Here is a 15,636-nt window from a genome sequence, read left to right on the forward strand (position 1 = left end):
CCGATGGCCGAGATGACGTACGCGCTGGACGCCCCGGTGGCGGCCACCTCGGCGGCCCGCGTCGCGCGCCGCAAGGCGCTGCTGCACTGGATCGGCGTGCACGCCCTGGGCGTGGCGGCGGCGCTCTTCTTCGTGCTGCCGTTCGTGTTCATCGTGCTCACCTCGCTGATGGACAACCAGCAGACGCTGACCCGCGACCTGATCCCCGACCACTGGCAGTGGTCCAACTACAAGAAGGTGTGGGACACCCCGGGCTTCTTGACCTGGTGGCGCAACACCCTGCTCTACGCGGGGCTCGGCACCGTCCTGACCGTGGTGTCCTCGGTCCCCGTCGCCTACGCGCTCGCCAAGTTCCGCTTCCGCGGCCGCAATCTGTCGATGATGCTGGTCATCTCGATGATGATGCTGCCGCCGCAGGTGATCATCATCCCGATGTACCTGTTCTGGGCGAAGCAGCTCGACCTGTCCGGCACGCTCTGGCCGCTGATCGTCCCGATGGCGTTCGGCGACGCGTTCTCCATCTTCCTGCTGCGACAGTTCCTGATGACCATCCCGAACGAGTACCTGGACGCCGCCAAGGTCGACGGCTGCGGGGAGCTGCGCACCCTGCTGCGGGTCGTGCTGCCGATGGCCAAACCGGGGATCGCCGCCGTCGCGCTCTTCCAGTTCTTCTACGCCTGGAACGACTACTTCGGGCCGCAGATCTACGCCTCGGAGAACCCGGGCGCCTGGACCCTCTCGTACGGCCTGGAGTCCTTCAAGGGCGCGCACCACACCGACTGGAACCTGACCATGGCCGCGACCGTGCTGGTCATGGCCCCCGTGATCCTCGTGTTCTTCTTCGCGCAGAAGGCGTTCGTCGAGGGTGTCACGCTCACCGGAGTGAAGGGTTAGAGAAATGAAGCTCACCGTGGTCGGCGGGGGATCGACCTACACCCCCGAACTCATCGACGGATTCGCCCGGTTGCGCGACACGCTGCCCATCGAGGAGCTGGTCCTGGTCGACCCGGCGGCCGACCGGCTCGACCTGGTCGGCGGCCTCGCCCGGCGCATCTTCGCCAAGCAGGGCCACCCGGGCCGCATCACCACCACCTCCGACCTGGACGCGGGCGTGCAGGGCGCGGACGCGGTCCTGCTCCAGCTGCGCGTCGGCGGCCAGGCGGCCCGCGAGCGCGACGAGACATGGCCGCTGGAGTGCGGCTGCGTCGGCCAGGAGACCACCGGCGCGGGCGGCCTGGCCAAGGCGCTGCGGACCGTCCCGGTGGTCCTGGACATCGCGGAGCGGGTGCGGCGCACCAACCCGGACGCCTGGATCATCGACTTCACCAACCCGGTGGGCATCGTCACGCGCGCGCTGCTCCAGGCCGGCCACAAGGCGGTCGGGCTCTGCAACGTCGCCATCGGCTTCCAGCGCAAGTTCGCCGCGCTGCTCGGCGTCGCCCCGGGCGAAGTGCACCTGGACCACGTCGGCCTCAACCACCTCACCTGGGAGCTCGGGGTGCGCCTGGGCGGCCCCGACGGGGCGAACGTGCTGCCGAAGCTGCTCGCCGAGCACGGGGACGCGGTGGCGGACGACCTGCACCTGCCCCGGCAGGTCCTGGACCGGCTCGGCGTCGTCCCTTCGTACTATCTGCGCTACTACTACGCGCACGACGAGGTCGTACGGGAGCTGGGCAGCAAGCCGTCCCGCGCGGCGGAAGTCGCCGAGATGGAGCGGCGGTTGCTGAAGATGTACGGGGACCCGGCGCTGGACGAGAAGCCGGAGCTGCTCGCCGAGCGGGGCGGCGCCTTCTACTCGGAGGCGGCCGTGGACCTGGCCGCCTCGCTCCTTGGCAACGGGGGAAGCCCGGTGCAGGTCGTCAACACGTACAACAACGGCACCCTGCCGTTCCTGGCCGACGACGCGGTCATCGAGGTGCAGGCGCGGGTGGACGCGAGCGGGGCGGTCCCGCTGGCCGTGCCGGACCTGGACCCGCTGTACGCGGGGCTGATCGCGCACGTCACCGCGTATGAGGACCTGGCCCTGGAGGCCGCGCTGCGCGGCGGCCGCGACCGGGTGTTCCGGGCGCTCCTCGCCCACCCGCTGGTCGGCCAGTACGAGCACGCCGAGGGCCTCACCGACCGGCTGATCGCGCACAACCGGGAGCACCTCGCGTGGGCATGAGCGTGCTGGCGATCGACGCGGGCAACAGCAAGACCGACGCCGCCCTGATCGGCCCGGACGGCACGGTCCTGGGCACGGCCAGGGGCGGCGGCTTCCGGCCGCCCGCCGTGGGCGTCGAGACGGCGGTGGACGCCCTGGCGGACGCGGTCGTACGGGCCTGGGAGGCGGCCGGGAACACCGGTCCGGTGGCCGTCGACCACGTCTCGGCGTGTCTGGCCAACGCCGATCTGCCCGTGGAGGAGCGCCAGTTGGCCCGGGCGCTGACCGCCCGGGGCTGGGGCGGCACGGTCAAGGTGTACAACGACACCTTCGCGATCCTGCGGGCCGGGCTGCCGAGCGGCGCCGAACCGCGCGGGGTCGCGGTGGTGTGCGGGGCGGGGATCAACTGCGTCGGCATGACGCCGGACGGCCGCACCGCCCGCTTCCCCGCGCTCGGCAAGATCTCCGGGGACTGGGGCGGGGGCGGCGGACTCGCCGAGGAGGCCCTGTGGTTCGCCGCGCGGGCCGAGGACGGGCGGGGCGGGCCCACCGCGCTGGCGCGGGCGCTGCCGGAGCACTTCGGACTGCCGTCGGTGTACGCGCTGATCGAGGCGCTCCACCTGGAGCACGTGGCGCCCGCCCGCCGCCACGAGCTGGCGCCGGTGCTCTTCGCGGTCGCGGCGGCCGGGGACCCGGTGGCCCGCTCCCTGGTGGACCGCCAGGCCGAGGAGATCGTGGCGCTGGCCGTGGTCGCCCTGGAGCGCCTGGACCTGCTGGACGAGGAGACGCCGGTCCTGCTCGGCGGCAGCGTCCTGGCCGCCCGCCATCCGCAACTGGACGACGGCGTACGGACGTTGCTGGCCGCGCGGGCCCCCAAGGCGGTCCCGCTGGTGGTGGCGGCCTCGCCGGTGCTGGGGGCGGGGCTGCTCGGCCTTGACGCGGTGGGGGCCTCGGCGGAGGTGTTCGCGAGGCTGCGCGGGCAGTACGCGTAAGCATCGGGGGCGGGGCGCGCGCAGGCGCGGCGGGGGTTGCGCGCGTAGGCGCGGGGGGTGGTGCGCCTGGATGCGCGGGCGGCGCCGTCGCATCGGTTCGCGCCGAGTGGAACCGATCCGATCCCAGCGGCGTATACATGGTGGGGAGGCAGCGGGGGCAGGGGCGGAGCAAGCGGGTAACAAGATCAGGTCAACCCTTGTGTGGTGGCTGGTCCCTGCGTCCATACTGCTGGCCAGGCACTCGGTGACCAAGGGGGAGGTCAAGTGGCACACCCGCCGAGCACACGCGCACCGCAGGCGCCGGTGACGGCACCGGCTGGGGCACCACCGGCTCCGGGGCACCCGGCCGCCCCCGCTCCGCGCCGGGGCGGCTGGGCCGAGTCCCGGGAGCGGCTGCGGGCCGCCGCGACGACCGAGCCGGGACGGCTGTGGATCATCGGCACGGTGGTCGCGCTGCTCGTCGTGGCGTTCGGCGCGGTGACCGCGTGGGAGGTCTCGGACCGGGCGGCCGCCGCCGACGACGTGGTGAGCCGCAGCCAGCCGCTGAGCGCCGACGCGGCCTCCATCTACCGCTCGCTGGCGGACGCGGACACGGCGGCCGCCAGCGGCTTCCTCGCGGGCTCCAAGGAGCCCCACGCCGTCCGGCTGCGCTACGAGTCGGACATCGCCACCGCCTCCCGCCTGCTGGTGAAGGCCGCGGCCAACACGACGGGCGCCTCCGACTCCGGCCGCTCGATAGCCGCGCTCAACGAGCAACTGCCCCTCTACAACGGCCTGATCGAGCAGGCCCGCGCCAACAACCGCCAGGGCTTCCCGGTCGGCGGCGCCTATCTGCGGTACGCGAACGAGCGCATGACCCAGCAGCTGCTGCCCGCCGCCCAGAAGCTCTACGAGGCGGAGACCGGCCGGCTCTACGACGACTACGACCAGGCGGAGACCTGGCCGTACGCGGCGCTGGCGGTCGGCGCCGTGGCGCTCGGCGCGCTCTTCTGGGCCCAGCGGCGCACCTATCTGCGCACCAACCGGGTCCTCAACCACGGCCTGCTCGCCGCCAGCGCCGCCTCGGTGGTCGTGCTGCTGTGGCTGGTCGCGGGGCACGCGGTGGCCGCCGCCGACCTGTCGACCTCGCGGTCCAGCGGGCAGGAGTCGCTGAAGGTGCTCAACGACGCCCGCATCGACTCGCTGAAGGCCCGCGCCAACGAGAACCTGACGCTGGTGGCGCGCGGCGCGGTCCTGGACGGGAACGGCCACGACGCGTACGACACGCAGTACGGCACGGAGATGAAGGACCTGGTGGCCAAGCTCGGCTCGGCCGGGGAGCTCGCCGACGACAGCTCGGGGCGCACCCCCGTCAAGGACGCGCAGGACAGCGTCACCGAGTGGCAGAAGCAGCACGCGAGCGCCCGGAGCACGGACGACGCCGGTGACTACGAAGGCGCCCTGAACCAGGTCATCGGCGCCTCCGGCTCCACCGGCCAGTCCTTCGACCGGGTCGACGCGGCCCTGGAGAAGGCGATCGGCCACGAGCAGCGGGAGTTCACCCGGGCCGCCTCCGACGGCAAGGGCGCGCTGACCGGGCTCCCGCTGGGCGCCGCGGTGCTCGCGGTGCTGGGCGCGGCGGCCGCGGGCGTCGGCATCAGCCGCAGGCTCGCGGAGTACAGGTGAGCACCGTGGGATTCAGGGGAACACCGGCCCGAGGGGCACAGCGGTCCCGGGAGGAGGCGCGATGAACGGGAAGGGCAGGCTCCGCGGCTGGGGCGGCGTCGGCGGGATGGCGCTCGCGCTGGCCGCCGCCGCATCGCTGCTCGTTCCGCTGTCCCGGCACGGAGCGGGCGAGGACGCCGCGCAGGTCGGCGGGACCGGAGTCGGGCAGGGCGTCCAGGCGAAGGCCGACACCTGCAAGGACCCGGATGCCAGCCTGCCGCCCTCGGCCGACGGCGGCCCGACGATCGACCGGATCAAGCAGCGCGGCAAGCTCATCGTGGGCGTCGACCAGAACAGCTACCGCTGGGGGTACCGCAACCCGGCGACCGGGCAGCTCGAAGGGTTCGACATCGAGCTGGTGCGGGCCATCGCCAAGAACATCCTGGGCGACCCGGACGCGGTCATCTACCGTGCCATCCCCACCAGCCAGCGCATCCCGGCGATCCAGAAGAAGCAGGTCGACGTCGTCGTGCGGACGATGACCATCAACTGCAAGCGGATCGGCCAGGTCGCCTTCTCCTCCGCGTACTTCAAGGCCGGGCAGCAGGTGCTCGCGCCCAAGGAGTCCTCGATCACGGGGTACAACGACACGCTCAAGGGCAAGAAGGTCTGCGTGGCGGCCGGTTCGACGGCGTACGACAAGCTGGAGGAGAAGTCGTTCGGAGCGGTCTACAAGAGCCCGACCCTGCCCGTGGCCAATCAGCTGGACTGCCTGGTGCGCCTTCAGCTCGGCGAGGTCGACGCGGTGGTCACCGACAACGCGCTCGCCGCGGGCCAGGCCGCGCAGGACCCCGCGGTCAAGCTCCAGGGCGACCCCTTCACCGAGGAGTACTACGGGGTGGCCACCAACCTGGAGAGCACCGACCTGGTCCGGCGGATCAACCAGGTCCTGGAGGACTACCGCAGCGGCGGCGCGAACAGCCCGTGGATGAAGGCCTACCGCGACTGGCTCGCCGCCGACCTGCCCGGGATATCCGGCCCGCCCGCCCCCAAGTACCGTTGACCGCACCCGGTTTGACCCCGGATCGCAGACCGCAGAGCAACGCAGAGCAGAGAGGTGATCGATGGGCGCGGGATCCTTCCCCGGCTCCTCCTCGGGGAGGCCCGTCCGGCCGGTGCTCGACCGGGACGAGGTGGACCGTGCGCTGACCCGGCTCGACGCCGAGCACGAGGCGATCGAGACCTCGCTCCTCGCGCTCCAGGACCACGCGGGCCGGCGCCTGCTGGAGGGCGCCGAGCTGACCGGGGTGACCCGGGACCGCTGGGCCGCCACCGAGCAGTCGATCACCTTGCTGTGGACGTACTTCGACGCGTACAAGGCGGCCCTGGACGGCGCCCGTGAGCTGCGCGAGCGGCGCCGCTGGCCCTCCCGCGAGGACCTGGTGGAGCTGACCGAGCGGCTGCGCGGCGAGTCGGTGACGGTCGCCGGTTCGGCCTCCCAGGCCGCCACGCTGACGGGCCCGGCCCGGCTGACCGAGCGGTTCACCCTGGAGCGGCTGGTGAACCGGATGAACGAGCTGTACGCGCGCTCGCTCGACCTGGTGGTGGCCGCCGACGCGGTGTGGTCGGCGCTGCCCGCCCGGATAGACCTCCTGGCGGCCGAGCTGCACCGCACCCGGGGCCTGGCGCACTCGGTGGGCGTGCGCCCCGGGGAGCACCCGGCGGGCGACGACCTGGAGTCGATCACCGAGGAGCTCACCTCGCTGCGGGCCCAGGTGGTGTCGGACCCGCTGGCGTTCTGGGTGCCCTTCCCGGCCAGCTCCGCGCCGGGCGGCGGCCGCCCGGACACCGAGCGCTACGACCGGGCGGCCCGCGCCCTGGAGGACGTACGGCGGGAGATCGACGCGGTGCTGACGGTTCGTCAGGATGCCGAGCAGCGGCTGGTGCGGCTGCGGGACGTGCTGGTCCGGGCGGACCGCACCCTGACCGAGGCGCGGGCGGCGCGCGGCGAGGTGCTGGCGAAGATCGCCGCGTCCGAGGTGCCCGCGGTGAGCGGTCCGCCGACCGCGCTCCAGGAGCGCCTGGTGGCCGCCGCCGAGTACCGCAGGCACTCCCAGTGGCACCGGCTCTCGCCGCTGCTCGAATCCCTGGAGCGGGAGGCCGAGGACGAACTGCTGCGCGCCCGCGAGTCGTTGACGGCCGTCACCGCGCCGCTGGCGGTCCGCGCGGAGCTGCGCGGCAGGCTGGACGCGTACAAGGCGAAGGTCGCCCGGCACGGCATGGCCGAGGACCCGCTGCTCATCGAACGGTACGACGCGGCGCGCCGGATGCTGTGGTCCGCGCCCTGCGATCTGCGCGTCGCCGAGGAGGCGGTGCTGCGGTACCAGCGGGCGGCGGCGGAGGTGCTGGTTCCCCGGCAGTCCGGGCCCGTCGACCAGAGGGGGGAATCGTGAGCGACCAGAAGAAGTGCCAGCGCCCCGGCTGCGAGGGCGCCTACGAGGACATGGGCGGCGGCGAGCTGTACTGCGACACCTGCGGTCTGGCACCGGTGGTGTCCGCACTGGGGTCCCCCAAGGCCGAGCGCGGCCGGGAAAGCGGGGAAGGCTCGCTCTCCTCGCCCGCGACGGGGATCACCGGGGGCGGCCGCAAGGGCGGCGGCTCCTCGTCCGCGCGCTCCTCGGCCTCGTCCCGCTCCTCGCGCTCCTCGACGTCCCGGCGCTCGGTGTCGGGGCGCCTGTCCCGCTCCCTGACGGGGGCGGGCAGCGCGCGGTCGGTGTCGGTGCGCAGTTCGGGCTCGGCGACCGGCAGTTCGGGGCGCAGCAGACTCGGGGCCGGGCTCGTCACCGTGCCGGGAGTGCCGCGCCCCAACCCGGCCACGGCCGTGATGGAGCACCCGGAGGTCCCCGAGCGGAAGCGTTTCTGCTCGCGTTCGGACTGCGGGGCGCCGGTGGGCCGCTCGCGCGGGGAGCGGGCCGGGCGCACCGAGGGGTTCTGCACCAAGTGCGGCCACCCGTACTCGTTCGTGCCCAAGCTGCACCAGGGCGACATCGTGCACGGGCAGTACGAGGTGGTGGGCTGTCTGGCGCACGGCGGCCTCGGCTGGGTCTACCTCGCCGTGGACCGCGCGGTCTCGGACCGCTGGGTGGTCCTCAAGGGCCTGCTCGACACCGGCGACCAGGACGCGATGGCGGCGGCCATCTCCGAGCGCCGCTTCCTGGCCGAGATCGAGCACTCCAACATCGTGCGCATCTACAACTTCGTGGAGCACCTCGACCAGCGCACCGGCTCCATGGACGGCTACATCGTCATGGAGTACGTGGGCGGCAAGTCGCTCAAGGAGATCGCCAACGAGCGGCGCGGCCCCGAGGGCAAGCGCGACCCGCTCCCGGTCGAGCAGGCCTGCGCGTACGGCATCGAGGCCCTTGAGGCCCTCGGCCATCTGCACAGCCGCAACCTGCTCTACTGCGACTTCAAGGTCGACAACGCGATCCAGACCGAGGACCAGCTGAAGCTGATCGACATGGGCGCGGTGCGCCGGATGGACGACGACGAGTCGGCCATCTACGGCACGGTGGGCTACCAGGCCCCCGAGGTCGCCGAGGCGGGCCCCTCGGTCGCCTCCGACCTGTACACGGTCGCCCGCACGCTCGCCGTGCTCACCTTCGACTTCCAGGGCTACACGAACGTCTTCGCGGACAGCCTGCCGGACCCGGACAACATCGAGGTCTTCCGGACGTACGAGTCGTTCTACCGGCTGCTGGTGCGCGCCACCGACCCCGACCCGGCGCGCCGGTTCGCCTCCGCGCAGGAGATGGCCGAGCAGCTGACCGGGGTGCTGCGGGAGGTCGTGGCGCTCCAGACCGGCCGCCCGCGCCCGGCCCTGTCGACCCTGTTCGGGGCCGAACTGCGGGTCACGGACACAACGTTGTTCGCGGAGCTCACCGGGGACGTGTCGGCGCTCGGGGCGCGGGCGGTGCCCGAGAGCCGCTGGGCGCGCAGGCGCGCGGCGGCCAACGGCTCACCGAAGCCGGACGCGGGCGCGGCCGGCGCGCTGGTGTACACGGGCGCCGGCGCCGTGCCCGTCGCCGTGGCCGGACCGACCGTCACCGCCGCGCTGCACCCGGCCCCCGGCACCGGCGCGGCCGTCCCCGCCACCCCGACCGCGACGGCCGTCGTCCCCGCGCCCCGCACCGGCGGCGCCCCGGACGCGTACGGCCGGCCGGCGGACGGCGACGGCTATCTGCGGCCGCTCGACGCGCCCGCCACCGCGCTGGCGCTGCCGGTGCCGCACGTGGACCCGGGCGATCCCAACGCCGGTTTCCTGGCGGGCCTGATGGCCGCCGCGCCCAGCGAGCTCATCGCCGCGCTGCGCACCGCGCCCGCCAACTCGGTGGAGAAGCGGCTGCGCGAGCTGCGGGCCCGGCTCGACCTGGGCGAACTGGTCTCGGCGGCCCGGAGCCTGGAGTCCCTGGAGGCCGACCACCCCGACGACTGGCGGGTCGTCTGGTACCGGGGCGTGGCCTCGCTCGTCTCCGGCGACCACGAGAACGCCGCGCTGTCCTTCGACGCCGTCTACGACGCGTTCCCCGGCGAGCCGACGCCCAAGCTGGCGCTCGGGGTGTGCGCGGAGGTCCTGGGACAGCTGGACAACGCCGCCGAGTACTACCGGCTGGTGTGGACGACCGACCCGAGTTACGTCAGCGCCGCGTTCGGCCTGGCCCGGGTGCAGCTGGCCGCGGGCGACCGCACGGCGGCCGTGTCGACCCTGGAGTCGGTCCCGGAGGCCTCGATCCACTACACCGCGGCCCGGGTCGCCGCCGTGCGGGCGAGGCTGCGCAGGCGCGCCCCCGGTGACGCGCTCCTGGACGATCTGCGGGCCGCCGCGGGCCAGGTGGACGCGCTTCAGCACCTGGGCCTGGACGCGGTGCGCCGCGAGCGGCTGGCCACCGAGGTCCTCGGCACCGCGCTCGACTGGGTACTCTCCGGTAGCCGGGGCGGGCCCGGCAAGGGCGAGCGGAGCCGGGGCGGCCCGTCCGGCGAGACCATACTGCTGGGCAGCGAGCTGGACGAGCGGGGCCTGCGGTTCGGCCTGGAGCGTTCGTACCGGGTGCTCGCCCGGCTCGCCGGAAGCGGCGAGGAGCGGATCGAACTGGTGGAGCGGGCAAACCGTTTCCGCCCCCGGACGTGGGTGTGATTGATGGCGCAGATGCACCAGCCGGCAACGGGGTCGACGTGCCCCGGCTGCGCGGAGCCGCTGGAGTCGGGCGACCTGTACTGCGGGGCCTGCGGGTACGACCTGTCGGCCGTGCCCGCGGCCGCGGTGGACACCCCGACGGTGGTCATGGGCAGTCCGGTGGCGGGCGAGGCGTGGCCCGCCGCCCGCGCGGCCGAGGGCTCCGGCGCACCGGTGCAGCTGCCCACCGATCTGCCCGGCACCGACTCGGGCGGCTCCCCGCTGGCCCCGCACGCACGGTCCGACAGGCCGGAAGCGGAGCCCGATGAGTACCCCCTGCCCGCGCCCGACCCGCGCGCGGCCGACCTCGGGGAGCAGGCCACCCACGTCAGTACACCCGTGAAGGTCTGTGTGGCCTGCCGGGCCGGGCGGGTCGACGAGGACGGGTACTGCGAGAACTGCGGGCACGCCCAGCCGCGCGAGCGCGACCACATGGAGCAGGAGCTCGGCCCGGTGGCGGCGGTCAGCGACCGGGGCCTGCGCCACCACCGCAACGAGGACGCGTTCGCCGTGTCCACCACCGCGCTGCCCGACGGCTCGCCCGCCGTGGTGGCGATCGTCTGCGACGGCGTCTCCTCCGCGACCCGCCCCGACGAGGCGTCGGCGGCGGCCGCGGCCCGCGCCAACGAGTCGCTGCTCCAGGCGCTGCCCCAGGGCACGCACCCGCAGCAGGCGATGCACGAGGCGATCGTGGCGGCCGCCGAGGCCGTCAACTCCCTCGCCGCCGAGCCCTCCCTGGCCATGGAGCACGACCCGCACCGCCACCAGAACGCCCCGGCCTGCACCCTGGTCGGCGCGATCGCGGCAGGCGGTCTCCTGGTGGTCGGCTGGGTCGGCGACAGCCGGGCGTACTGGGTGCCCGACGACCGTACGACCCCGCCCGCCCGGCTCACCGAGGACGACTCGTGGGCCGCGCAGATGGTGGCGGCGGGCCTGATGAGCGAGGCGGACGCGTACGCGGACGAGCGGGCGCACGCGATCACGGGATGGCTGGGCGCCGACGCGTACGAACTCGACCCGCACACCGCCTCGTTCAAGCCGGACCGCTCCGGTGTGGTCGTGGTCTGCACGGACGGGCTGTGGAACTACGCGGAGGGCGCCGAGGAGATGGCCGGGGCCGTGCCGGTGGACGCCGCCGAGCGGCCGCTGCACAGCGCCCAGGTGCTGGTCGGCCACGCCCTGGACGGCGGCGGGCACGACAACGTAACAGTGGCGGTCGTGCCGTTCGCCGTCCCGCTGCCTGGGGCAGGATCCGCCTACAACTAGGCGTTGGTACCGGATTCCACCACATTCTTGTCTCTTCAGGCCCAGAAGCCTCAAGGAGCCCTTCAGATGGCCAACTTCTCCAAGCCCAACGCGCCGCGGTTCTCCGTCGAGGTCTACCAGAACGAGTATCTGCCGGAGGGCGGCCGCGAGGTCAACGCGATCGTCACCGTGACGTCGACGGGCGGGGGCACGGTCGGCGGGGCGGCGCTCACCGGAGCCGCGCTGACGCCCTCAGCCGTACCGGGGCAGACGCCCGGCGCCGCCGTGGTGATCATGGTCGACTGCTCGGGGTCGATGGACTACCCGCCGACGAAGATGCGCAACGCGCGCGACGCCACGGCGGCCGCGATCGACACCCTGCGCGACGGCGTGGCGTTCGCGGTGGTCGCGGGCACCCACCAGGCCAAGGAGGTCTACCCGGGCGACGGGCGCCTGGCCACCGCCGACGCGCAGTCGCGGGCCCAGGCCAAGGAGGCGCTGCGCAAGCTGAGCGCGGGCGGCGGCACCGCCATCGGCACCTGGCTGCGGCTCGCCGACCGGCTGCTGAACTCGGCCGACACCCCGATCCGGCACGGCATCCTGCTCACCGACGGCCGCAACGAGCACGAGTCGCCGGCCGACCTGGCGGCGGCGCTGGAGGCCTGCGCGGGCCGGTTCACCTGTGACGCGCGCGGGGTCGGCACCGACTGGGAGGTCAAGGAGGTCACCCAGATCGCCTCCGCGCTGCTCGGCACCGCCGACATCGTGGCCGACCCCTCGGGCCTGGCCGCGGACTTCACGCGGATGATGGAGGACGCGATGGGCAAGGAGGTCGCGGACGTCGCGCTGCGGCTGTGGACCCCGGTCGGCGTGGAGATCAAGTTCGTGAAGCAGGTCGCGCCCACCGTCGAGGAGCTGACGGGCCGTCGCACCGAGGCGGGGCCGCGCTCCGGGGACTACCCGACGGGCTCGTGGGGCGACGAGTCGCGCGACTACCACGTGTGCGTCCAGGTCCCGGAGGCCGGGATCGGCCAGGAGATGCTCGCCGCCCGGGTCTCGCTGATCCTGCCCGACCCGGCGGGCGGCACCCCGCAGACGCTGTCGCAGGGGCTGGTCCGCGCGGTGTGGACCGAGGACATGGCCGCCTCCACCGCGATCAACCCCCAGGTCGCCCACTACACGGGCCAGGCCGAACTGGCGCAAGTCATCCAACAGGGACTGGATGCCCGCAAGTCGGGCGATATCGATGGCGCCACCGCCAAGCTCGGCCGCGCCGTCCAGCTCGCCGCGGCCTCCGGAAACGCGGATACGGCGAAGCTGCTCGCGAAGGTGGTGGACGTCGTCGACGAGGCGACGGGTACTGTGCGACTGAAGGCGAAGGTCGCGGAGGCGGACGAGATGACTCTCGAAACCCGCTCCACCAAGACCGTACGCGTGAAGAAGTAGCCCGAGAAACGCCCAGCAGCGACGCCGCACCCAGCGGTACGCGGCAGCGAAACCACTTGAGTGCCTCGGCCCGAGGGGCCGGACGAGGAGAGGGGGAAGCGACTCCATGCCGACCTGCCCGAACGGACACCAGTCGGGTTCCGACGACTGGTGCGAGGTCTGCGGCCATCGCATGGGCGCCGTGCCGCCGCCTCCCCCGCCCCCGCCGGCCTTCCCGGGACCGCCCCCGCAGGGCGGCTACGGCTACCCCGCCCCCGAGGCCCCCGCCGCCCCGGCGGAGCTCTGCCCGCAGTGCCGCACGCCCCGGGAGGGCAACACGCCCTTCTGCGAGGAGTGCCGCTGGAACTACCTCACCCAGACGGCGACCTCGTACACGCCGCTGGCGCCCAACCCGGCCCCCGGCCGCGGCGAGGGCCTCAACCTGCCGCCCGGCTTCCAGTCGCCGCCGCGCCCGCAGCAGCCGCAGCCGCAGCGCGACCCGTTTGAGTACCAGAGCTCGCGGCCCTCGCAGGTCAACCGGCCCGCCGAGCCGCTCACCGGCGACCCCGCGCAGCAGGGCCCGCCGTCGTTCCGCCAGGGGCCGCCGCCACCGCCCAGCGGTGACCCGTCGCAGCGGCAGGGTCCGCCGCCGCACTTCCAGCAGGGGCCGCCGCCCTCGCCGGTCTTCCAGCAGGCGGGGCCGCCCGCGCCTCCGGCGTTCCCGCAGGTGCAGGCGCCGGCCCGGGCCGAGAACGACGACTGGATGATCCAGCCGCCCTCGCAGCCGCAGCCGCCGCAGCAGCAGACCCAGGCGCCGCAGGCTCCGCAGGCACCCCAGCCGCCGCAGCAGCAGTTCCAGGCGCCGCCGCAGCAGCAGCTCGGCTGGACGGTGACCATCGGGCCGGACCGCGACTACTTCATGGCGATGATGCAGCGCAGCGGGCCGGAGGCGTCCGGGCTCAACCTGCCCGCGTACTCGCCCGAGCAGCAGCGCCCGCTCACCGGCAACCAGCTCACCATCGGCCGCCGCCGCCACTCCACCGGCGAGGCGCCCGACATCGACCTGGCCGTGCCGCCGGAGGACCCGGGCGTCTCGCACCAGCACGCGGTCCTGGTCCAGCAGCCGGACGGCAGCTGGGCGGTGGTCGACCAGAACTCGACCAACGGGACCACGATCAACGGTGCGGAGGAGCCCATCCAGCCGTATGTGCCGGTGCCGCTCCAGGACGGCGACCGGGTGCACGTCGGCGCGTGGACGACGCTGACCGTGCGGCGGGGCTGAGCCCGGTTCCGCGCGGCCCCTAACGGGGCACCACATCCCGCAGGGGCCAGGTGTGCGGCCCCTGCGGGTCGTCCAGCCACGCCCACTGCCCCTCGTCCGTGACCGTCACGCCGAAGCGTTCCCGTACGGGCCTTCCCTCGCGGCGCCACAGCTCGTACGCCTCGTACGGGTCCAGGCTGTCCGCCGTGAGCGCCAGCAGGAAGCGGAAGAGTTCGTTCTCCAGGCTCGGACGGGGCAGGCCGGCGGTGTACGAGGCGCCGGGCGAGGGGGCCGCGCCCCGCAGCGGTACGAAGTAGGCCGGGGTGTGCAGGAAGCGGCCCTCGGCGTACCCGGCGTCGCGCACCTTCAGCAGGATCAGCCCGGTGGCCAGCGGGGCCTCGATCAGCGCGCCCGGTGTGCACTGCGCCAGCCACCCGGCCGGTACCGACGGCAGCGTGCAGGTGGCGATGATCCGGTCGAAGGGCGCCCGGGACGGGCAGCCGCGCGCCCCGTCGCCGGTCACCACCGCCGGGCGGTAGCCCGCCGCCGCCAGATGCGCCCGGGCCGACTCGGTGATCTCAGAGTCCAGGTCGACCGTGGTGACCCGCTCCGCGCCGAGCCGGTGGCTGAGCAGCGCCGCGTTGTAGCCGGTCCCGGCGCCGATCTCCAGGACCGTGTGCCCGTCCCGTACGTCCAGGACCTCCAGCATCCGGGCCATCAGCGACGGCTGGCTGCTGGAGGAGAGCAGCTCCCCGTCGCGCACCCGGGTGGCCAGCGGCATGTCCGTGTAGACCCCCTCCAGCCAGCGTGCCCGCCGGTCCGGGTCCGGGTCCTGGCCCCACAGCCGCTCGTAGCCGCCGGGGCGCCCCACGAAGTAGTACGGCACGAAGAGGTCGCGGGGCACCTCCTCGAAGGCGGCCCGCCAGGCCGGGTCGGCGAGCGCGCCCCCGGCCACGATCTCCGCGACGAGGACGGCCCGCGCCCCGGCGGCCGGATCCCGGTGTGCGCCCATATGTCCACTGTGCTGCGCCCGGGCCCGGGAGGCGAGTGGTCCTACGTCCCCGGTCCTCGGTCGTGGCGTCTGAGACCATGGACACGTGCTGCATCTCCCGGGGGACAACCCCCGGACCCCCGGCCGAGCCCAGGGGCCGGGCCGAATGACATTGCGAGGCATACACAGGTGAACGAGATTCCGCACGGCACGCTTCAGGAGCAGACCTTCTACGAGCAGGTCGGCGGCGAGGAGACCTTCCGGCGCCTGGTCCACCGGTTCTACCAGGGCGTCGCCGAGGACCCGCTGCTGCGGCCGATGTACCCGGAGGGCGATCTGGGCCCGGCCGAGGAGCGGCTCGTCCTCTTCCTGATCCAGTACTGGGGCGGCCCGCGCACCTACAGCGACCACCGGGGCCACCCCCGGCTGCGGATGCGCCACGCGCCGTTCACCGTCGACCGGGCCGCGCACGACGCCTGGCTGACCCATATGCGTACCGCCGTCGACGAGCTGGGGCTCTCCCAGGAGCACGAGACGACGCTCTGGAACTATCTGACGTACGCCGCCGCCTCGATGGTCAACACGGCGGAGTAGACCGGAAGTTCACGTTCCGCCCCTCCCGACCCCGGAATGCGGGAATCCGTCATCGCATTCCGGTCACGATCGGGCAAGGTCGGTCCGCAAGCGGTTTCCCTCGGCCCG

The 15,636-nt window shown here is 73.7% G+C and carries 12 protein-coding genes; 11 read left to right on the forward strand and 1 reads right to left on the reverse strand.

The features are described 5' to 3' along the window. Window positions 1-12: 12 nt before the first annotated feature. The 10 genes from BX283_RS16400 (at window position 13) to BX283_RS16445 (ending at window position 13,964) form a co-directional block, all read left to right on the forward strand. Window positions 13-894 (forward strand): carbohydrate ABC transporter permease, encoded by an 882-nt coding sequence (locus BX283_RS16400; RefSeq protein WP_101392381.1) that lies wholly within the window; start codon window positions 13-15, stop codon window positions 892-894. 4 nt (window positions 895-898) lie between these two features. After that, window positions 899-2,164 (forward strand): 6-phospho-beta-glucosidase, encoded by a 1,266-nt coding sequence (locus tag BX283_RS16405; protein WP_101388350.1) that lies wholly within the window; start codon window positions 899-901, stop codon window positions 2,162-2,164. Further along, the gene (locus tag BX283_RS16410) at window positions 2,161-3,135 is read left to right on the forward strand and encodes an N-acetylglucosamine kinase (RefSeq protein ID WP_101392382.1); all 975 of its coding nucleotides are present in this window, start codon (window positions 2,161-2,163) and stop codon (window positions 3,133-3,135) included. The genes BX283_RS16405 and BX283_RS16410 overlap by 4 nt, the downstream gene beginning before the upstream one ends. 264 nt (window positions 3,136-3,399) lie before the next feature. Continuing rightward, window positions 3,400-4,800, forward strand: a complete 1,401-nt coding sequence (locus tag BX283_RS16415; protein ID WP_373979176.1) for a hypothetical protein — start codon at window positions 3,400-3,402, stop codon at window positions 4,798-4,800. 61 nt (window positions 4,801-4,861) lie between these two features. Continuing rightward, window positions 4,862-5,842: a glutamate ABC transporter substrate-binding protein gene (locus tag BX283_RS16420; protein ID WP_101388351.1), complete on the forward strand. Its 981-nt coding sequence runs from the start codon at window positions 4,862-4,864 to the stop codon at window positions 5,840-5,842. A gap of 61 nt (window positions 5,843-5,903) precedes the next feature. Next, window positions 5,904-7,232 carry a hypothetical protein gene (locus BX283_RS16425; RefSeq protein ID WP_101388352.1) on the forward strand — a complete coding sequence of 443 codons (1,329 nt, stop codon included), beginning with the start codon at window positions 5,904-5,906 and terminating at the stop codon, window positions 7,230-7,232. 50 nt (window positions 7,233-7,282) lie between these two features. Next, the gene (locus BX283_RS16430) at window positions 7,283-9,973 is read left to right on the forward strand and encodes a serine/threonine-protein kinase (RefSeq protein WP_101392384.1); all 2,691 of its coding nucleotides are present in this window, start codon (window positions 7,283-7,285) and stop codon (window positions 9,971-9,973) included. Between the two features lie 3 nt (window positions 9,974-9,976). Continuing rightward, window positions 9,977-11,278: a PP2C family serine/threonine-protein phosphatase gene (locus BX283_RS16435; RefSeq protein WP_101392385.1), complete on the forward strand. Its 1,302-nt coding sequence runs from the start codon at window positions 9,977-9,979 to the stop codon at window positions 11,276-11,278. A gap of 66 nt (window positions 11,279-11,344) precedes the next feature. Continuing rightward, window positions 11,345-12,703 carry a VWA domain-containing protein gene (locus BX283_RS16440; RefSeq protein ID WP_101388353.1) on the forward strand — a complete coding sequence of 453 codons (1,359 nt, stop codon included), beginning with the start codon at window positions 11,345-11,347 and terminating at the stop codon, window positions 12,701-12,703. A 106-nt stretch (window positions 12,704-12,809) separates the two neighbouring features. Then, the gene (locus BX283_RS16445; RefSeq protein ID WP_101388354.1) at window positions 12,810-13,964 is read left to right on the forward strand and encodes an FHA domain-containing protein; all 1,155 of its coding nucleotides are present in this window, start codon (window positions 12,810-12,812) and stop codon (window positions 13,962-13,964) included. 19 nt (window positions 13,965-13,983) lie between these two features. On the opposite strand, the gene BX283_RS16450 is transcribed toward BX283_RS16445, so the two are convergent. After that, complete coding sequence (locus BX283_RS16450) at window positions 13,984-14,955, reverse strand: methyltransferase domain-containing protein (protein WP_101388355.1); 972 nt, start codon at window positions 14,953-14,955, stop codon at window positions 13,984-13,986. Window positions 14,956-15,123: 168 nt separating this feature from the next. Between BX283_RS16450 and BX283_RS16455 the strand changes: the two genes are divergently transcribed. Further along, window positions 15,124-15,528, forward strand: coding sequence for a globin (locus BX283_RS16455; RefSeq protein ID WP_101388356.1), 405 nt, complete (start codon window positions 15,124-15,126; stop codon window positions 15,526-15,528). Window positions 15,529-15,636 lie beyond the last annotated feature (108 nt).

The organism is Streptomyces sp. TLI_146, from assembly GCF_002846415.1.
GTDB lineage: Bacteria > Actinomycetota > Actinomycetes > Streptomycetales > Streptomycetaceae > Streptomyces.